Annotated in this window: 14 protein-coding genes and 2 tRNA genes; 9 read left to right on the top strand and 7 right to left on the bottom strand. The window is 49.6% G+C overall.

All coding sequences use genetic code 11. The features are described from left to right. Positions 1-369: 369 nt before the first annotated feature. Positions 370-1344 (bottom strand): aldo/keto reductase, encoded by a 975-nt coding sequence (locus V8247_RS06810; protein ID WP_338737096.1) that lies wholly within the window; start codon positions 1342-1344, stop codon positions 370-372. A gap of 80 nt (positions 1345-1424) precedes the next feature. Here V8247_RS06810 and V8247_RS06805 point away from each other — a divergent pair, with 80 nt between their 5' ends. Further along, the gene (locus V8247_RS06805; RefSeq protein ID WP_338737095.1) at positions 1425-2519 is read left to right on the top strand and encodes a hypothetical protein; all 1095 of its coding nucleotides are present in this window, start codon (positions 1425-1427) and stop codon (positions 2517-2519) included. Positions 2520-2759: 240 nt separating this feature from the next. After that, entirely contained in the window at positions 2760-4871 is a 2112-nt protein-coding gene (locus V8247_RS06800; RefSeq protein WP_338737094.1) for a glutamine synthetase III, read from the top strand. 133 nt (positions 4872-5004) lie between these two features. Here V8247_RS06800 and V8247_RS06795 read toward each other — a convergent pair whose 3' ends face one another. After that, the gene (locus V8247_RS06795; protein ID WP_338737093.1) at positions 5005-6084 is read right to left on the bottom strand and encodes a DUF4870 domain-containing protein; all 1080 of its coding nucleotides are present in this window, start codon (positions 6082-6084) and stop codon (positions 5005-5007) included. Between the two features lie 838 nt (positions 6085-6922). Between V8247_RS06795 and V8247_RS06790 the strand changes: the two genes are divergently transcribed. After that, a complete protein-coding gene (locus V8247_RS06790) occupies positions 6923-7492 on the top strand; it encodes a hypothetical protein (protein ID WP_338737092.1) in 570 nt (189 codons plus the stop codon). A 137-nt stretch (positions 7493-7629) separates the two neighbouring features. Here V8247_RS06790 and V8247_RS06785 read toward each other — a convergent pair whose 3' ends face one another. Further along, entirely contained in the window at positions 7630-9987 is a 2358-nt protein-coding gene (locus tag V8247_RS06785; protein ID WP_338737091.1) for an ATP-binding protein, read from the bottom strand. Then, complete coding sequence (locus V8247_RS06780; RefSeq protein WP_338737090.1) at positions 9984-11459, bottom strand: metallophosphoesterase; 1476 nt, start codon at positions 11457-11459, stop codon at positions 9984-9986. Before V8247_RS06780 ends, V8247_RS06785 begins: the two co-directional genes overlap by 4 nt. A 356-nt stretch (positions 11460-11815) precedes the next feature. Between V8247_RS06780 and V8247_RS06775 the strand changes: the two genes are divergently transcribed. The 3 genes from V8247_RS06775 to V8247_RS06765 are packed head-to-tail and all read left to right on the top strand — an operon-like array spanning position 11816 to position 15529. After that, positions 11816-13147, top strand: coding sequence for an MFS transporter (locus V8247_RS06775; protein WP_338737089.1), 1332 nt, complete (start codon positions 11816-11818; stop codon positions 13145-13147). 32 nt (positions 13148-13179) lie between these two features. Then, complete coding sequence (locus tag V8247_RS06770) at positions 13180-14490, top strand: F390 synthetase-related protein (protein ID WP_338737088.1); 1311 nt, start codon at positions 13180-13182, stop codon at positions 14488-14490. Between the two features lies 1 nt (position 14491). After that, positions 14492-15529 carry a hypothetical protein gene (locus V8247_RS06765; protein ID WP_338737087.1) on the top strand — a complete coding sequence of 346 codons (1038 nt, stop codon included), beginning with the start codon at positions 14492-14494 and terminating at the stop codon, positions 15527-15529. A 94-nt stretch (positions 15530-15623) separates the two neighbouring features. On the opposite strand, the gene V8247_RS06760 is transcribed toward V8247_RS06765, so the two are convergent. Then, the gene (locus V8247_RS06760; RefSeq protein WP_338737084.1) at positions 15624-16235 is read right to left on the bottom strand and encodes a LysE family transporter; all 612 of its coding nucleotides are present in this window, start codon (positions 16233-16235) and stop codon (positions 15624-15626) included. A 101-nt stretch (positions 16236-16336) separates the two neighbouring features. Between V8247_RS06760 and V8247_RS06755 the strand changes: the two genes are divergently transcribed. Both V8247_RS06755 and V8247_RS06750 read left to right on the top strand, forming a co-directional pair. Beyond that, entirely contained in the window at positions 16337-16891 is a 555-nt protein-coding gene (locus V8247_RS06755; RefSeq protein WP_338737083.1) for an XRE family transcriptional regulator, read from the top strand. A 452-nt stretch (positions 16892-17343) separates the two neighbouring features. Then, the gene (locus tag V8247_RS06750; protein ID WP_338737082.1) at positions 17344-18711 is read left to right on the top strand and encodes a reductive dehalogenase; all 1368 of its coding nucleotides are present in this window, start codon (positions 17344-17346) and stop codon (positions 18709-18711) included. A 468-nt stretch (positions 18712-19179) separates the two neighbouring features. On the opposite strand, the gene V8247_RS06745 is transcribed toward V8247_RS06750, so the two are convergent. Together V8247_RS06745 and V8247_RS06740 are read right to left on the bottom strand one after the other, a co-directional pair. Next, positions 19180-19256: transfer RNA gene (locus V8247_RS06745), tRNA-Glu, on the bottom strand. A gap of 10 nt (positions 19257-19266) precedes the next feature. Beyond that, positions 19267-19340: transfer RNA gene (locus V8247_RS06740), tRNA-Gln, on the bottom strand. 333 nt (positions 19341-19673) lie between these two features. Between V8247_RS06740 and rnc the strand changes: the two genes are divergently transcribed. Further along, positions 19674-20378: a ribonuclease III gene (gene rnc, locus V8247_RS06735; protein ID WP_338737081.1), complete on the top strand. Its 705-nt coding sequence runs from the start codon at positions 19674-19676 to the stop codon at positions 20376-20378.

The following is a 20378-nucleotide window of genomic DNA, read 5'->3' as shown; positions in this document are numbered from 1 at the left end:
CAGTAATCAGTTTGCAGTTGGCAGTTATCAGTTTACAGTGATCAGTGGTCAGTGATCAGTTGGCAGTCTGCCTTACCCTCAAGGTGTTATTGGTAAGCCGGGTCGTATTCTGTCCGATAAACGAAGGAAGCGAATCCATTTTTACGATTGAATCGGGGGTGGCGGGGATTCGTCAGTATAAGAAACAATTCAGCTCGGGTACTACTTTCACCTGGTGCCTAAAATCAGAACATATAATAGCATATTCTGCGAGATAATGCAATAGTCAAATGTCCCATTCCGGGCCTTTTCCGGTACCAGACAAAAATAAATATTACCGCTGCGGAGGGCGACTCAGGACGACGACCTGATTTCCCGTTGAGCCGGCCCCTATTCCGCAATAACAGCGGCAGCCCGCGAAACCCGGTCCAGATGTGCCATCTCAGCGGCGGACAATTGAAATTTCATGGCTTCGGCGTTCCGGGTTGCCTGATCCGCCGAAGTGGCGCCGGGGATAGCCACCACGGTCTCCCCGTGAGCGTTAATCAGCCAGTTCAGCGCCGCCTGAGCCGGGGTGACGTTGTGTCCCGCCGCTATCTCTTCCAGTTCATGCAACAGCCGCCGGGAACGCTCCACCAGCGGGCGGATGACTCGGCGCCGCATATACGGCAAGGCCGCCACCGTTTCCGGCCGCCGGTGATATTTGCCGCTGAGCAACCCCAGTTGCAACGGGGAATAAGCAATCACCGTAATCCCCAGTTCTTTGGCTGTATCCAGAACCCCGTTTTGGTCTATCGTCCGGTCAAGCAGGTTATACCGGGTCTGCACCGCAGCCAGCGGCACTCCCCGCTGCCGCAACCGGCGGTGAGCCCGCCGAATCAATGTCGCCGAATAATTGCTGATCCCGACCGCCTTGATTTTCCCCTGCTCCACCAGGTCAGCCATGACATCCATCTGTTTCTCTACCGAAGACAGGGAATTGGCGAAATGCACCTGATGCAAACCGACTTCAAAAGGCGCCACATTAGCCAGCCGCCGGTCAATCGTCCGCTTGATGGAGACCGCCGGACGAAAAGCCGGAAACCACTTGGTAGCGATCATCACCTGATCCGGCGTTTTGCCAGCCGCCGCCAGCGCCCGGGCCAGCGCCTTCTCCGAACGGCCGAAACCATATAACTCCGCCGTATCAAACCAGTTGATGCCGCCTTCAAGCGCCGCGGCGACAATATCGTTTATGTCTACCGAATTCAACTGCTTCCAATAAGCGGAGCCGATGACTTTACCGGAAAACTGCCAGCTGCCCAGGCCGACAGACGTAACCGATATACCGGACCCCCCTAACGTTCTGACTGATTTTGGCGTCATGCAATCATCCTTCAAATAATTGATTACAAACAACTGCTTTGATGTTATCATAAAATGAATTAATAGCGGAGGCAGCCGCCTTGCCGTATGACAACCGCCAGACAGAAAAAGAAGACCAGAAACTGATTGAAGCCACCATGCTCATTAAGGCAGAGCATGCCCGCACCGGCTTGTCAGGACTGGTCGGCGGACTGGACCACGTCATCATCAATACCGAACCCGACCGGCTGGGACCGGCGGTCAGCGGCCTGCTCAACACCACCGGCCTGTCCATCACCGAGGCTTTTGAGGATGAATCCGTCATGACCCGGGTGCTGAAAACTCCGGATTCCGCAGATTTTTTGGTTACCTGCCGTAAAACCGGTGCCAATCCTTTCCGCCCGTTCAATCTGGCGCCGAAAGCCCAGGCCCTGCCTGATACCCGCCTGGAAACGCTGGTGTTCCGCACCGCTGACCTTAAAAAATACACCGCCCTGCAAAAAGCCCGCGGCATTGAATTCATGACCCCGGACATTATCCACCACGGCAACCGGCTGTTCATCCAGACCAGACCGTCGGCTTTCACCGGCATCTCCCTCGGCTTTGTCCAGTGGCTCGGCGGGCGCGGGCGCTACCGGCCGGTAAACAGTGTCAGCAGGCTCCAATTGCCGAAAAAGCCGGACCGGGAATACCTGTCCGCCGTTAAACATCTGGATCATGTCGCGCTTAGAATCACGGCGGCTGACCGGACAGAGGCCATCATCGAATTCATGAACCTCACCGAATACCGGTTTGATTTTGCAATTTATGTCAGAAGCCTGAATTCCATCACCAGCGTCACCCGGTTGAGCCCGACTGACTTCGCCCTGGTCTTTACCTCCGGCATCCCCGGTGACCAGCGAGCCGATGACCCCGGCCCGACCGAGCAATTCATCCGCAACTACGGCGCCCGACCGCACCATATGGCTTTCAAAACCGATGACATTGACCGGGTTTTCCGCTTGCTGAAAGAAAACGGGCAAAAGTTCCTGCTGGACCTGGCGGGTTCGGAGCAGGAAGGACTGAAGCAAACTTTTACCGAGCCTTCACCCGATACGCTGCTGGTGACCGAGTACATCCACCGCTTCGGTGATTTTGACGGCTTTTTCACCAAAAGCAATGTAGAGCAACTGACCCGGGCAACGGAGCGGCAATAAATTAGCGCTTTCTCCAAACCGGAAATCCAAATCACCCATATAAAATATCCAGGCCGTAATTTATTGGTAACAATTGCCCGATATAATACAAGGTGTACGGTCGGCCAAAGAGTATTTCCAACTGTTCCTTCGTTATTCTGTGGCTGTAATTTTCAAGGCGAGACCCGCCCGAATCACCAAAGGTACTACCGACCATGGCACCAAACGGCAAAATTATTGACTGATGAAGGAGCTTTAACGATGTCCCATTCCAACCCCTGCGAACCCATTGACCTGGTGAGTATCTACGGCAGTGAAGTTTTCAATGATCAAGTCATGCGCCAGACCCTGCCCAAGGAGATTTACAAATCCTTAAAACAAACGATTGAGGAAGGCTTGACTCTTGACGCCCAGGTTGCCGAGGTCGTGGCCGGCGCCATGAAGGACTGGGCTATCAACCGGGGGGCGACTCATTTCACGCACTGGTTCCAGCCGATGACCGGCATCACCGCGGAAAAACATGATTCCTTCATCTCTCCGACCCCTGACGGACGCATGATCATGGAATTTTCCGGCAAGGAACTTATCAAGGGAGAGCCGGATGCTTCTTCCTTCCCCTCCGGCGGTCTGCGGGCCACATTTGAAGCCCGCGGCTATACTGCCTGGGACTGCACTTCGCCGGCTTTCGTTAAAGACGGCACGCTGTGTATCCCGACAGCTTTCGCCTCCTATACCGGTGAAGCCCTGGACAAGAAAACCCCGTTATTGCGCTCAATGGATGCCCTGAACACTCAGGCCCTCAGGATTCTGCGGGTTCTGGGCAATACGACCACCAGACGGGTCACCACCACGGTAGGCCCCGAGCAGGAATATTTCCTGATTGATAAAAAACTGTTTGATCAGCGTCAGGACCTGATTCTGACCGGCCGCACCCTTTTCGGCGCCAAGCCTCCCAAAGGCCAGGAATTGGAAGACCATTATTTCGGCCAGCTCAAGAGCCGCATCGCGGCTTTTATGTCCGAACTTGATACTGAGCTGTGGAAGCTGGGAGTGGCCGCTAAGACCAAGCATAATGAAGTGGCGCCCGGCCAGCACGAACTGGCCCCGATTTTCACCACCAGCAATATTGCCACCGACCATAATCAGTTGACGATGGAGACGATGAGAAAAGTCGCCCTGCGTCACGGCCTGGTGTGCTTACTCCATGAAAAGCCTTTTGCCGGCATTAACGGCTCGGGTAAACACAATAACTGGTCAATGTCCACCAATGACGGCCAGAACCTGCTGGAACCCGGTAAGGATCCGCATGACAACGTTCAGTTCCTGATCTTCCTGAGTGCGGTCATCAAGGCCGTGGACGAATATGCCGACCTGCTGCGGGTCTCTGCCGCCAGCCCGGGCAACGATCACCGTCTCGGCGCCAACGAAGCGCCTCCGGCCATTATCTCTGTCTTCCTGGGAGCGCAACTGACGGATATCCTGGCTCAGATTGAGGCCGGCGGGGCCACCAGCAGCAAGTCAGGCGGCATGATGCATCTGGGCACCAGTTCTTTGCCGTCACTGTCCAAGGACAGCACCGACCGGAACCGGACCTCACCTTTTGCCTTCACCGGTAATAAATTTGAATTCCGCATGGTCGGTTCCATGCAGTCCATTGCCCAGGCCAACTTCGTGCTCAACACCATTGTCGCCGAGAGTCTCAGTCAGATTGCCGATCGGCTGGAAAAGGCTGCCAATGTCCAAAAAGAGATTGGCGTGGTTGTGCTTGAGATCATAAAAAAACACGGACGCGTTATTTTTAACGGCAATAACTACGCTGAGGCCTGGGTCACCGAGGCTGAGAAGCGCGGCTTGCCGAATTTGTCCAACATGGTGGATGCCATCGGGGCGATCCGCGCGGAAAAGAACCTGGCCCTGATGGAAAAACACGGCGTCCTGTCACGGGTGGAGATGGAATCCCGCAGCGAGATTCAATACGAAATCTATAACAAAACGATCAACATTGAAGGCTCAACCATGGTGGAGATGGCCAAGCGCCAGATCCTGCCGGCCGTAATCAGCTACAAAGCCCACCTGGCAGCCTCCATCAGCAGTGTATTGGGCATTGGTGGTAATGCCGATGTGGAGAAGGATTTGTTCAACCGCATCAGCGGATTGGCCCAGTCCTTCAGCGCCAACCTGGCCAAACTTGAGCAGGCGCTCCAGTCCACTGCCGACCTGCACGGCAATTCCAAAACCCAGGCCGTAGCCTATCGCGACCTGGTGTTCAAAGGCATGGGCGAGTTGCGCAAGGATGCTGATGCATTGGAGACCCTGGTCTCTGCTGAATACTGGCCGATGCCGACCTATTCAAAATTGTTGTTTAGCGTATAAAAAAACGGAGGCTTCCAAAGCTATACGATAGCTCCAGAGCCTGAAGTTCATTGAGACACAAACCAGGTTGGCCATGCCAACCTGGTTTGTTTATTGTGGTTAATCTGCCACAACCGCCGCAGACAGCTATAATTCAGCTAACCTGCTTTTCCGCGAAGTCGCCGGCCCAGGGCATCTTATACTTCTCGCCCTGGTAGGCTTTGACCATCAGGATTATCCAGAAAACCAGAGTGATGATACCGATACCGGCTTCAAAGATTGTGCCGAAAAACGGCCAGGCCCCCAATACAGCGCCGGCCATGGAAAGAAAACCAAAAACGATGATGCTCTGAAGCGCATGGAAGCGGACATATTTGTTATCTTTCTCCAGAATAAAGAATATGATGCCGGTGACCCAGCCGAACACATAACAAAGGAGAGCCGCGACGTTGGGAGCCAGGCCCATCCCAGTCTTGTCGGCTAACTCATTGACGACAACATCATGAGTCTCGGTAGCCGAAGAACTGTCTGTTTCTGCCCGCACCGCCGGTCCCTGGGTCGGCGGGTTCCGGTTGGATGAGGATCTGAATGCCAGGGAAATCAGGATGATACTGATGATGATTCCGATAACGCCCATGAGCAGCAGACCGATACCCACCCCGATTAACCAGGCTATTTTTAAGCCGAACTCAACGTCCAGGTCAACGCCTTCAGTCCCGTCGCCGTTCATCAACAACAGCGAGTACCTGCCCGACTCAACATCCCACTCCAGCGTCTCGGTACCGGTACCATAGGCATAAGCGGTCCAGAATGACTGATCAGCCGGCGCGCCGGGCACGACGACACCTGAATGAACGGCATAACTTATATTATGTGGAAACATGGAAAACTGAGTGATTTCACTATGTTCAACGCCGCTGAGGTAGGCGTTGATGTCTGAAGTCGGCGCAATACCGATAAATATCTGGCCGTCGGGATCGTTGTTGCTCCCCATTATTCTGAAGGTAGCCAGGCTCCCCCAGTCCCATCGACCACCCAGATAAATATCAGCCGGGCCGGTAATCACCGCATAGGTATTACTTTCAATCTGGACAGTCCGGGTTGAATAGAAGGAATCACTGTCTTTGATGGTGTTGTCAGCCAGGATTATCGCCCCGCCCCCGAATAAAAACCCCGATGACGTCAGCAGGCCGATCAATCCGAAGATGAATAGTATTACTTTCCCGATTCCCATAGTGTCACCTCAAACCTTTCCGATATCCACGACTCACCCGGATATTAGTGTATGGCGTTTATACGGCGACATCAAGTACCAATCACACCGTATATCCACCCGTTTAAGCCCGGAACGATAATAAACCAGGCAGACGAAGAGGAAACCATTTATGAGGCTAGTTTTATACTAGCCGGATGGATAGTTTAGGTGTCGGGGTGCAGTATAATAGTTATGTGGAGTATATACGAAGCGGATAGCCCAGACGATTTGAAAATGTGCTTTACCCGAAGCCGCCAACTTTTACTGAAAGGGAACCATTGTGGTGGAGACAGGGAGAGTCAAACCCCACCAGAAACACAGTGTTGGAGTGGGTTGAGTTGAACGAGTGCCGACGACGAGAATTCGTAGCACCTCGTTGTAATTCTTTGTCATCATATCGAATATTCTCTGGGATACTTGCCCTTCCCTGCTCAAGTTTGTATCACCTAGCATAAATGTCATCCATTGTTCGCCCATAGAAACACATGATTGACTTGATTTACGAGTAACGATATACTCTGGTTGAGGTTAATACCATGGCAAAACGTTCAAGTTCTGGAAAACTAGTAGGGCAAATTTCGAAACGTGTTCAAGTAGAAAACCCTGTTACCAAAAGGTATGTCAAGATTGATACTACCACCGGAAAGATAGTTGATCATAAGAAATCCCCCGGTAAATATAAAAACGTGAGGACTAAAGAGTGATTGTTTGCGCTCTGAATCAATCGGAGTGCTCGCAATTCCCAAACCCTAATCCAAAAAATGTATTCGTGATTTCCCCTTCTGCGAAAAACCGAAACGCGGATATGGATACAGTGTTGGAAAATGTAAAAACATGTGTCGTAAATAGAGGTTATGATATTGTTGAAGGGGCTGCCCTTGTCCGACGCGGTGATTATTATTGTTCAATTTGTAGAGAGATACAGTCTGCCGCATTTTGCGTGGTGATTTCATCAAAAACATCTAAGGCCAAGACAATTGGGAATCTTTATTTGGAGACAGGAATAGCCTATGGATTAGGAAAACCTGTCATCATTTTAGTTGAAAGTTTCCGTTATCTACCTTCTGATACAATTAGAAATTTCGCGATAAATTGTAGTGAAAGTGATTTTCAAACCAAATTTCTAGCACTAATAGATGACGTAGTTAAATTGAAGGGCTTCTATTTTGATTTGGCCGAATTGGCGTTAGACGCAAACGACTATGATAAAGCCGTTTGGTATTATCAAGAATCGTACTTGATAAGCGGTGAAAAAGAAGCGCTCAACAAACTATTCGATCTGACACTAAAATTGAAAAAAGATAACCAAATCCCTCCAGGATATAAAAAACGTCTCTATGAGCGTGCAAAGGTATTTTGTAAGAATGCCAAATTTAATTTCACCTAGGAAAGTTTATCCAGTCTGTATGAGCCACAGATTTCGAGAACTAATAGACACAACCAAACATTATCCTTCTGAGTTATTGCCAATATACCGCCTAGCCATGTCATCTTTGTTTGCGGTTTCGTGATCAATCTTAAATTTTATATGGTTGTTACGTCATTAGTTTCACAATAATTTTGATCCTGTGCCTCCTGATCAATATAAAGAATGTCGCAACGTACTTCGAATCTCTTCCTCTCATTATCATGTGGCCAGAAGGATGCTTGGATGTTCGGAGGTATGGGTATGAAAATACGGTTTTTCATGACAATTGTGCACGTCTCGAATGATCCACCACCTGGTTGTTCACTGATGAGACCCTGAGTCTGTAGGTCATAATATAGTCCAAAATCACCTGAGTGGTGCTCGAATATGAATAACGCCTTTTGGCCGCCCCATACTACCGATGTACGATGTGGTTGGAGAAAAAAATCGCCTTTTTCTTTTTGAATGCGATCTGTCAACGCCAGAAAGCATCGGTAACCTTTAAGAGACGGTTCATTTTCATTAATCGTGAGAAGCTTCTTGGTTGTGCTCATATCAAGTCGCTGAATCGGGGGAAGTGGACCGTATTGGGACCCGTTCTCTTGTGCAGTGGCTGCCTCGTTTTCAATGACACCGGGGACAACATCTCGCACTGCTCCGGCTGCTTCACGATCAAAGATCTGGTAGCTACGCACAGCTACACGGTTCGCTCGATCTGATGCCTGTTGGAACGATATCTTCCCAGATAAATAATCCTTCCAGAGTGCCGTTAAACTCTCTAGATCAGTCATTTCATACTCAAAAATCTCGCGAGTTCGGTTGATTGATTTTAGGAAAGCCTCCGCGCCCTGCCTGGTTGAACTTGGAACAAGATTTGCAACTCTTGGAAAAAGCATGTTACGAACGAAGTCTTTTGCCATATGACCGAAGGCTGCGTATTCTCGCACGAAAAGCTCTAAGATGCTTCGTACTGTCGAGGTATTAGGATTGATGTAGATTTCAACCGGCGTGGTGCGAGATGTCACAAGAACAGGGAATCCATGAGAAATGGTACCGAAACGAATATCAACTTCCAAAAAATAGTCAGTAGATAAAATCGACGCTAACCGAAAAGCAAAAGCCTTTTCAGCTCCAGTTGTCTCTGCATCAGCTTTCATTAAAAGAACTTTGGGATCGTCCGATAGTTCTTCGATCTTGCAGTAATTACGAAGATAGTTTATCTCACAATCCTTACGTTGTGCATTCTTTGATAACATGATAATCTGCCTGTCCTCGGAGGCATGCTGAATTGTTGAGGTATCCGTGCCACCATAAACGAGGAACGGAGCCTGTCGTGAGAGCTCCTGGATTTCATGGAGCGCGAGTGTTTCACCGGGTTCAACGCGGACGAGCAGGTGAGAACAAAGGTCGTATCTATGCCTTTGAGCCGCCCATGTAACAAAGTACGAATTAACGTTACTTTCTGGCCGGTTGCCAAGTTGTAATGAAACGTATTCATCGACCCGCGTAACGATTCTCTGGAGAAGTTGGAGGCTGTCTGTGGTTAGTGCCTCGCGACCCGCTGTCGGATGCAAAAACAGAAAATCAGCGACCCCACCAAAGCCATAAGCTGATGTAACGCTAGCTGTAGCGAGTCCAAAGCTGTTTCGATAGGTTCGCAAATTTCCGACTCCCTGGCGCAACGCCATGCGCCCCTTGAGTATCTGCGACCCATATTCAATGTTATGTAATTCAATTCTAGTCTCACCATTGATGGCACCTGTAAGGTCGATATCAGCTTTGAGCCCGTCACCTAGATCAGCACTGAGGGAAGAGGACTTCCAGGTTGCAACTAATTGAGATACAGCATTTTCAAAAGGTTGTCCGCTTACCTTTTTGTTGTTAACCAAGACGTCTAATGAGAGAAGAGCTACGAATTGAGATATATAAGTCTCGGCCTCAGCCACATTTATCGTTTTTGTTGCTTGCATAGTGGCGGTGACAGTGGTGCCAGGGTTGCCGGTTGCCTCACACGTTTCAAAAGATATACAATCCTCATTCACCGATAGCTTAGACCTCATTACAGAACACTTTGTACGTTCCCCAACAAGAGCGCTCTCCGTCTCAACTACTAGTTCCTCTGCAATGCCAAAATTAGCCATGGCGCCGATACCGAATGTGCCGACAACACCGGCAGCTTGCGCTTCTTTTGTATTCTTACTGCTCGACCCCGCAAACCAGAAGTGGTCGCGAAGATCAGTCCGTGACATACCGATTCCGTTATCCGACACTATGACTTGGTTCGGTTTAATAATCACTTCGATTCTTGGTTCGAAGTTTTGGCTCAAATGGAGACGTAGCAAGATTGCATCGTAGGAATTTTGAACATTTTCACGCAAAAGCGCAAAGGGTGTAGGGTATATCTGCTCAGCAAGCAAATCAATCATGCGGTTTATTTCAATCCCGAAGGGAATCTTCTCTGATTGCTGATTCATCTCTTAATTATCTCCTCTGCGTGGATCCTTTTCCGAAGTTCCATGTTTTGCGGTTCAGAAAGCTGAACTACTTCAGAGAAACGATCCAATGCTTCAGTGGCATGCGTAAATTCTTGTGTCTGAATAAAAGCTTCAACCAGTTGTACCAACTCTAGAATGTTATGCGGCTCTGTTACGACCTGGACGAGAGTTGCCCAGTCTTTGTCTTCAAAGGCTGCGGCTAGGAGTAGTTCACGTGCATAACTCCCCTCTGCCATATTGTGTCCCCGAAGAAGTTCAACCGTATGTGCCGGGTTACCACTCTTTGCTGCAATTTCTGCTTCTTCAATCACATGGCGCATACGGACATTTTCGGTATTGACGGTACCGCCAACAGGATTTTTCAGAGGCTCCCAATCACAGTCAACAAACGTTGCACCTCCAAGTTCCGGGAGATACCAACGCGTAAACAGGTTTGCGACGGACATGGAACGAACATGAATCCGAACGTGACAAAAATCCGGTGATATTTCAAGAATATTGTACTGGCGGTTAATACCGAAGGGGAGTTCACCCTGACCACCACATAATGAACCAGCGCTAACAACCGCCATCTTTTCTTGGTCGGGGAGCAATATCTGGTGTGGCGTAATTTGTGCCTTATGCTGGTGACCATAGAGACCGAGCCGAAAACCGCGACCAATCATTCCACGGACAATATCAACATCCATGTAGTCCGTGCGATAGGGTGGCCCTTCAATATTGTGATGCCAAACCGCAACGCGTAAATCGAAGATATGGCCAGAGTCATTCAACTCAAGGTGACTTCGCGCGATGGCTTCCTTGCTGATTCGACCATGGAAAGCGTAACAGTCGTTGTCATGGCAAGAATTGAACGCGGCAACGCCGATCCGACCATCACAGAGGCTAAAAAGATTAGCATCTGAATGTGGGTGAACACTCAACAAACCAGAAACGCCTGAATAGAATCTCTCAAAGAAACTCCAGAATGTATCAAACCTTTGCTCATAAAGATCGCGATTTGTAATGCGCAATAACTTTAATGATTTCCAATCTAATCGATAGTCGGATGAGTCTGTATAAAGGACAGATTCAAGGTCAGAAGGAATATCGTTTAAATCAACCGTTTCGAAACAGTTGTGTGCTTTATTCCAATCAATATCATGGTTGCCCGGTATCATTATTAGACGTGATCGATCACCGTCCAAAAAACGCCGTACGAGCTCATCAAGAAATTCTTCTGCGACTGTGTATTGCTGGGTTAACTGAGTTTCATAGTCCACTGAGCCAAGCGATACCCCTTGTATTATGTCGCCACAAACCACTATAGCTTCAGGAACCCCGATTTTGGGGTCTTCGTAAACATAGCGGTCACGATCTTTGACTAGAGCTGAAATGAGTTCAGCATTCGAAATCGGGTCGTGAGGCGAGCGGTGGAGGTCAGATATATGGAGAATGGAAAAAGGTTTCATAACACCATTGCGCCTCCGCTAACCTCTTGATTACTCCACACAAGGTGCTTTAAGCCTTCTTGGAGAACGTTCACGATAATTTCACTCTTAGTTTTTAGGTTATCCAAGATCGTTCCTTATAAAGCGCACAGATAGTCCTCCTAATTCAAGCCATTATAAGGTCGTAATACACAAGGTGCAAGACATTTATAATATTCAACTCAGATAAAGCCCCTTTCCCATGCTCTACCTGTAAATCCACCGAACATATCTATTCTGTGCTATTATACGGCAACGCGCCGTAGCAGAACGGGGGCGGCACAATCCGCCGAGTGAGGAAATATGGATCGGTTAATACCGGATTTGAGTAACTCACGATGAAAGTAACCAGAAAAATCGGCTATTCTTTCGGGGATTTCGGGATTTCCATTTCCTATTTCATTGTCGGTTTCTTCTTTCTGTACTACCTCACCGACATTCTGGGGATCACTCCCTGGCTGGCCGGGACGGTGGTTTTCATCGGTAAAGTATGGGAAGGAATCGCCAACCCGCTGATCGGCGCGTTCAATGACCGCGTTAAATCAACTTTCGGCGCTAAAAGGCTGTTCATTTTGTTCGGCGCGGTGCCTTTTGCCATCAGCTTTATCCTGCTGTGGTTAATCCCGGCATCGCTGGACGAAGGGATAAAGTATGTACTGGCGGTGGTCAGCATGCTGATATATTCCACCGCTTATGCCTTTGTGTCCGTCCCCTATATGGCCGTGGTGCCGGTGGCGACTAAGGACTATGACGAACGAACTCAGATTATCGGCATCAGGGCGGTCTTTTCCACCATGGGGATAATTCTGGGCGGCAGTGTGGCACTGCTGGTTTCCTCCTTTACCGATGAAGCGCTGGGGCTTAAGTATATGGCGGCTGGTTTTGGTGTTTTCACCGCGATTACGCTGGTGGTGGCGGCCAACAGCATCAAAGGGTTGGAGCAGGTATCGGCCACGGTGACCGGGCCGATCAAAATCAATCTGAGCCAGTATTGGGGCCTGGTCAAAGAAAAATATGTCGTTATTCTGCTGGTTTTCAAATATCTCGGCGCGATCGCCACCGGCTGCCTGATGGCCTCAATCCCCTACTTCGCTAAATATATCCTGGTGGATACCGGCAGCAGTACCTATGGCGTGGCAATCTACACGATTACCGCCGCGCTGTTGATTCCGGTATGGTACAAACTGACCCGGAGGTTTGATAAGAGAAGGTTACTGCTGATAGCCAACACCCTGGGTGCGGTGGTTCTGCTGGGGGTCGGGCTGCTGGTTCAGGAAGGCTCAACCCTGTTGTTTTTCGCGGGATGCGGCCTCCTGGGCGTCATTATGTCAGCTTACCTGTTAATCCCCTACTCATTTGTGCCTGACCTGGTGGATTATTACGCGCATAAGAACGGCGTCAGACATGAGGCGGTGTACTTCGGCTCCTGGATGACCATTCATCAAATAGGCATAGCGACCTCCGGACTACTGCTGGGATTTTTCCTCGGCACCTTCGGCTATGACGGCACACTGGAAGTGCAGACACCGGAAGCTATTGTCGCCGTCAGGCTGGCCTTCGGCTTGATTCCGGGGGTATTTCTGGTACTGGCCGCTGTGGTGTTACAAAAATACGGGATCACCCGCAAGGTTTATCAGGACGTTCAGGCCGGTTTGAAGCACCATGCCTGAGGCGCGCAATCCCGGTGCTGACGGAGTGTTGATTGAATATACTGAGCAAGCTGTGGACGGTGTATCGCCTGAACCAGCATTTTTATAGCTGGAGTGCTGAAACTCTGCGCCGGCATCAGGAAAAAAGAGCCGCCGTCATACTTAACACCGCCGTAAAAAACTCCCCGTATTACAACCGATTATTCTCCGGGCAACCCATTCCGGCCTTTGCAACGGTGCCGAAGCTGGATAAAGCGGAAATGATGACCCATTTTGACGAAATCAATACGGCCGGTTTGAAGAAGGCTGAACTCATTGACTTCCAGTTAAAACAGGAAAAAGAAGGCGCCCTGGGGCTGTATCAAGGTGAATTCTCCGTGGGTGTATCTTCCGGCACCTCAGGCAACAAGGGTTTAACGGTGCTGTCAGAAGGTGAACGAGAGTTATACAGTTGTCTGCTCTGGGCGCGGAACGGTATCCCGAAGAGCATTAAAAACCGCAGGGTGCTATTTACCCTCAGAACTAATAACCCCGCCTTTATGGAAGTGCAGAGTTTCGGTCTTAAGATTGTATATATGGATTACACGCACCCCGTTGAGGAATACATTCAGACGATCAACGACAAGGCATTGAACATCATCGCCGGACCGCCCTCACTGCTGGTAATGATCGCCCGACAGCATCAGGAGATTAAACACGCGGTTGAGGCCGTTATTTCATACGCTGAAGTGCTGACTGACGAGATTAAGACCGAGATAGAAACGGCGTTTGGAACGCGGATAATCCAAATCTACCAGGGATCGGAAGGTTTTATCGCTTCTACCTGCCGCATGGGGAAGCTGCACCTGAATGAAGATATTATGCTGGTGGAACTGGAAGATACCGGGGATACTCTGGGCCAGGCTAAAAATGTCGTGGTAACCGACCTCTACCGGACCACCCAGCCGATCATCCGCTATTCACTGAATGATGTGCTGGAAATCAGCGACAAACCCTGCGCCTGCGGTTCATGCTTCAGGGTGGTGGAGCGGATTCATGGCCGGGCAAACGACGTTTTTCAACTAAAAGGCGTCAATACGGAGATTTGTTATCTCTTCCCCGATTACGTCCAAAAGGCGGTTATCCATGCCTCTGATGCGATTATTGATTATCAGGTCATCCAGCATGCTGTTGATGCCATTGAAGTCCGGCTCATAATAAAAGAAAACGCTAACCGCGCCGAAATTGAAAAGGCGGTGACGGAAAATCTGGCCAGGTGGATAAAAAAGGCCGGCGGGGTTTTATGCAGCGTCGTTTTCACCAACAAGCCGCCGGAAATAAACCCGGTATCCAAAAAATATATCCGGGTAATCAGGAAATTTTAGGGTGAACATCATTAAGCTTACCGGACCCGATGACAGGCCCGGCATCAACGCCTTTCTGGAAACAGCCCGACAGGTGTACGCGCAGAATCCAATCCGGGTGGCGGAATCTGACCAAGCTTTTCTGCAACGGTACAAAGCCCGTCATAACAGTGACGAGATTATCATCCAGCCATTTGTAGCCCTGAAGAATGAACACCCGGTGGCCAGAGGCTGCGCTATCCTGAACAAGGGGTCGGTTGATGAAGACGGCGGCCTGATCGGGTGGATCGGCTTTTTTGAGGCTCTGGAAAACCATCAGGACGCCGGAGGGGCGATTCTTAAAGAGTGCGAGAGCTTTTTACGCACGGCGGGGGCGAAGTCGGTGCTGGCACCGAAGGTGGATAATCTGCTGGTCGGGCTACTGGTGTCCGGGTTTGACCAGCCGCAGACTATCCTGACCAATTACAATCCTCCGTACTATCCGGAGATATTCCGCAAGCTGGGGTATCGGGTGACGGCAACCATGAGAACATTCAATTACAGCCGTAGCTCCGCCAAACTACCGGAAGTAAAACTCAGCGGCTTCACCACCCGGGAATTCAACCTCAACCGGTTACCCGGCGAAATAGTGATCTTTAACCGCCTGCAGAATACCATCTTCGCCGGCAGTCATAATTATACGCCCCGGACACTGGAGCAGGACCGGGAAATGGTGGCATCACTCCTGCCATTTATTGATCCCGAACTTATAATCATTGCCGAAGACGCTGCGGGTGAGGCGGTGGGACTGCTTATCTGCCTGCCGGATGTTTACCAGTCCTTTAGAAACCAGGAGATTAAGCGGGGACGGGTTATTTCAATCGGAGTGGTGCCCGGCTGGAAGACAAAAGGGGTGGGGGCCTTGATGGGTTCCCATCTGGCCAGGAACCTGCTAAAAAAGGGCTACGAGTATCTGGAGGCGTCCTGGATATTATCAGACAACCTGCCGCCCCAAAATCTGGCGAAACGTTTCATTGCCGATGACGGCAAGGAATTCGTTTTATTAGGAAAAAGCCTTTAGCTGATTTAATTCTGCGGGGTCAGAATTGACTGAACGGCAAATACGGTCCATTTGAAACTCCGGGATGCCGGGGTATTCAGCAATGGCCCGGTTCTCAGACAGCCAGCAGTTCAGGAATGCCCGATATTTCAAACGCGGTAAATACCAGGAGCGCCGCCAGACCGATATTAACCGCTAGTTTGATCGTCCGGTGCTTCAGGTGAACCCTGATGGCCGCTCCAAACAGGGTCCAGGTGGAGATTGAGGCGAAGCCGACGCCGACCATAACCAAAACCGACAATATCAAATATACGGGAGTCCCGGTGACACTCGCTAGAAACGTGGAATAGAGGGTCAACCCGAAAAGAATGCCCTTGGGATTGAGCAACTGCAGGAAGAACCCCCTGGAAAAACCCATTACCCGCTGGTTCTGCTCGTCAAAGTCATAGCTCGCTTGTACCGTATGCCACGCCAGCCAGAGGATGTACAGCGCTCCGACTATCCGGATAACGATCTCAAAGGACGGAAACACCTCCAGCAGGCTTCTGGAGGCCAGACTGCATAGCAGCAGCACGAGAAAATAGCCGGCCATGATGCCCGACAGATAGCCCCGGGTTTTCCGGTAGCCATGGAGAATGCCCATGGAAGCGCAGGAGATATTGTTGGGCCCCGGCGTAAAAGAGCTTATCAAAACAAACGATATTAGGGTGCCGAATTCTGCGTTCACCGGGACTCCTTGGCATCATCGTGTTCTAGTGGTACACTATAACGAATAAATGATTGTTATAGTGTACTCTCCGTGCGTTATAACGTCAAGGGGATTGTTTTATGGAACAACGGCATAACTCACTGGCAGCCAACCTGCAGAATATCCGTGAATCCCGCAATCTCAGCCTGGAAATCCTCTCTGAGATGACAGGCGTGAGCAAGAGTATGCTGCGGCAAATAGAGATCGGTCAGTCCAACCCGACCGTCGCGACCATCTGGAAAATTGCCAACGGGCTGCGGTTGCCGTTCACCGCCCTGCTCAGAGACAGGAATCAGGAAATCACGGTAAAATCCTTCAAACAGGCCGGGCCCATCACCGGGGATGTCCCGGGATACCGAATCTTCCCCATGATAGTGTTTGATCCTGAGAGGGCTTTTGAAACCTATTATTTGGAAATAGACGCGGGGATAACGCTGGATGCCGAGCCCCATCAGGGCAACGCCGAGGAGCATGTTTTTGTCTTGCGCGGCGCATTAGAGATCACGGTCGGTAGTGAACCGATTAAGGTTGCCGCGGAAAACTTCATGAGCTTCCAGGCAAATTGCGCTCACCAGTATAGAAATGATGGCCCAGAAACGATGGCGGCTATCATGACCATTTCTTATCTGCCTTAGATTATGCTCCGCGCCGCGATTAGGCACAGCATACTGCTTAGGCTTGTTTATGTCTCCCCTCTTGAAAAATGCTGTTTATATTATTCCGTCCTGAAAAGCGATTGGAAGCCTGATTTTGAAAGTTACTATTTCGACTAGGCTTCCATGTAGCTATATTGATGTGATTCATACTTTCATATACCTTAGTATATATACTTGCGTATATTATCTTATTATACTAAATGCTTAGACTTATTAGTTCTTTGGTACGATGTTTAACTTTTCTTTCCATGCTACAGTACCCCTTCAGGGTGTTCGGTTTGTGCTTCAACGACAAATCAGCAATGAAGTTATCAAAGACAAGAATATCCTTGTGAGTGAAATGCGAAAAAGGAGTTCCGATGAACAATGACTCCCGGGAGAGACCGAGTGGCAGAGGGAAAGACCTTACCGAGAATAAAGGAGGTTATTTAATGTCTAAATTTCACAGTACTGTAAGTAGAAGAGATTTTATGAAAGGCCTCGGACTTACCGGAGCCGGCTTGGGTGCTGCCGGATTGGTAGCACCTGGTTTCCATGACATTGATGAATTGATTTCTATGCCAGGATACAAAGACACCGAAAGAAAATGGTGGGTAGAAGAAATAGAAAACCCCAAGATGTTTGAGTTCAATGAAGAGTATAGTCGATATGATCAAAGAGTCCCCACCATCTATGGTTATACTCCGGCAGAATTTGGACAGCTTCGAGATGATGCAAAAGCAAATACCATAGAAAACTGTAAGAACGCGGTCAACGGGTACAGCCGACGAGATTTGGCTCTTAAATTTGGAGGTCGCACCGCGAGTCAGGTCGTCAATGATGTTTTGAATACGCCCACATGGATTAAAGGTAATTCGATGAATATGGTAATGGTCCAACCAGAAGAATTGGGTGTCGGCAAATGGAGTGGAACTCCGGAAGAAAACACCCGAACATTAAAGAATGCTGCCAGGTTTTATGGTGTTGACCTTGTAACAGTAACTGAACTTGATGAAAGATTTTTTTATGCTCATACCGGCAAGGCTAAAATCGAATTCAGAGATGTTGAAGAATATTCCGAAGAACCTGGATTGACTATTATCCCTAAAAAATTCCGTTATGCTGTTTCCCTTGCAATCCGTTGGGCAACGCCGATAACCAAAGTCCGAGTAAGCCCTTTGGGAGATGCCTCCGGCAGGGATTCCATTGATGTTTTGTATACGGCGGTTAAACCACGTCTCTCTGAATTCTTAAGATACATTGGATACAGCGCTATTCCAAATACCCCGGCTCTTGACGTTCCTTTAAGTATCGCCGGTGGTATGGCTGAATTAACCAGGACAAACCGTTTGGTTTCACCACAGTTCGGTCCGAGTTTCTATATGACCACATTGTTAACTGATTTCCCAATGGCACCGGATAAACCAATTGATATCGGACTGAAAGAATTCTGCACCTCTTGCATGAAATGCGCTGATGCATGTCCAAGTGGTGCCCTTAGCTTCGAAAAAGAACCTTATTGGGAAACCAAGGGTGAATGGAACAATAAAGGTCACAAGGCCTGGTTCGAAAATTCCAAAAACTGTATGGGATTCTGGTTAGAGACAAATACTCTCTGCGGAATTTGTTTCAGGGAATGCCCTTTCAGCAAATATGATGTAGCAAATGTTCATGAACTGATTAAGATCACAGCCTCAAAAACCAGTCTCTTTAATGGATTTTTCAGAAATATGGATGATTTCATGGGCTATGGAGGCCAATGGGATGCCGAAGAAGTCTGGGCTAGAGAATGGTCTCCGCGCGCGTGGTATGCGAAATAGTTTTAACTTTACCCCCAAGAGCGAAAAATATATGGACTCAAATAGTCGCTCTTGGCTTGGTGATTGACAGCTAGTCGCTTAACGAATTCATCGTTATCAGAATACGATAAATTAAGGGCTGGGTCTTACCCCAGCCCTTAATTTAAGTTTTTAATTAAATTTATGCCGATTAATATTTCGCATGCAATCCACCTGGTAGCCCGAATAAGGGGAAAGGGTTCTCTGCCGGTCAACTTTGCCTTCAACCGATACCTAACGTTTTTCTAATTTGTTTGATATCGCGATAAGTAAGGTCCCCAGTTCAGTGGCACGCATACCGAACGTTGTCGTCCCCCCACTTATACCAACAACATGTCCCGACGAATTGTCTCTTTTTGGGGTTTAGCGGCCAACGGTGCGTGGTTTAATGTCTTTAAAAGCATCACCAGCCTAAAACCATGATACCAGGGTTGTGGCAGGCAGATGTACTGGTAGCGCATACGGGATTCGAACCCGTGATTTCTGCCTTGAGAGGGCAGCGTCCTAGGCCGCTAGACGAATGCGCCAGATTGAAATTGGCTGGGGATCCAGGGTTCGAACCTGGGTATGCAGATTCAGAGTCTGCTGTCCTACCACTAGACGAATCCCCAACGCGAAGGACATTATAACGAAACCGACCCAGCCATCGCAACCGCGAAAGCTGGATCGGATCAGGTTTTTAAGTTAAGGGCCGGAAACTCTAGACGGGGTTATGGTTCATGAAGCCCCAGAAAAGGACATACGCAATACCGAAGGTAACAAAAGCCGTGCCGGCAATGACGGCCAAGGCAACCAGATTGTCAAGTAAACCTTTCAATTCCCGCCTCCTGAGATTGTTTTTCAATATAATAAACCTTCAGAAGCGCTTAGTCAAGGATTTAATGCCTTAGCACTAGTACCGGCTAATATTGACACCCTGAGCGCCAGAAATTATGCTAACTGTAATGGATAAATACGCAAAACTGCAAGACCGTCTGGGCGTCCGGTTCAATGACCCGGCGCTCCTGGAACTGGCGCTGATTCACAGTTCTTATGTCAACGAAACCCCGGGCAATAAACTGGTCCCCAACGAACGGCTGGAGTTTCTGGGTGATGCCGTGCTGGGACTGTGGATCGCCGAGAGGCTGTACCGGGATTTCCCCGGGGAGACGGAGGGAACGCTCACCCGTTACCGTTCCCTGCTGGTACGCCGGGATACGCTGGCCGGTTTGGCCGGGGACATCGGCCTGGGGGAAGATTTATTCATGGGCCGGGGCGAAATCAGCAGCGGCGGGCGCCGGAAGCCGGCTAATCTGGCCCGGGCGCTGGAGGCGCTGATTGCCGCGGTATATCTGGATCAGGGACATGCCGCCGCCGGCAGTTTCATTGACCGCCTGTTTGCGGAGGCCTTCAAGCAGTTGATCAGCCTGAGCACGGTGGACGATTCCAAAAGCCGCTTGCAGGAGCTGGTTCAGGGGGAGTATCACACTACGCCGGAATACCGGATAACCCGAAGCACCGGGGCGGCCCACCGCCGCACCTTTACCGCGGAAGTGAGTATGAACGGGCAGGTGCTGGGCAGCGGTCAGGGCCTGAGTAAGAAGGAGGCGGAATCAGCCGCTGCCGGGCAGGCGCTAAAGCGGTTGGACAATACTTTACACTCCGATTAG

This window comes from Dehalogenimonas sp. W, assembly GCF_037094495.1.
Lineage (GTDB): Bacteria > Chloroflexota > Dehalococcoidia > Dehalococcoidales > Dehalococcoidaceae > Dehalogenimonas > Dehalogenimonas loeffleri.
The sequence above is the reverse complement of the archived record's forward strand: the minus strand, read 5'-3'. Positions and strand labels throughout refer to the sequence as shown.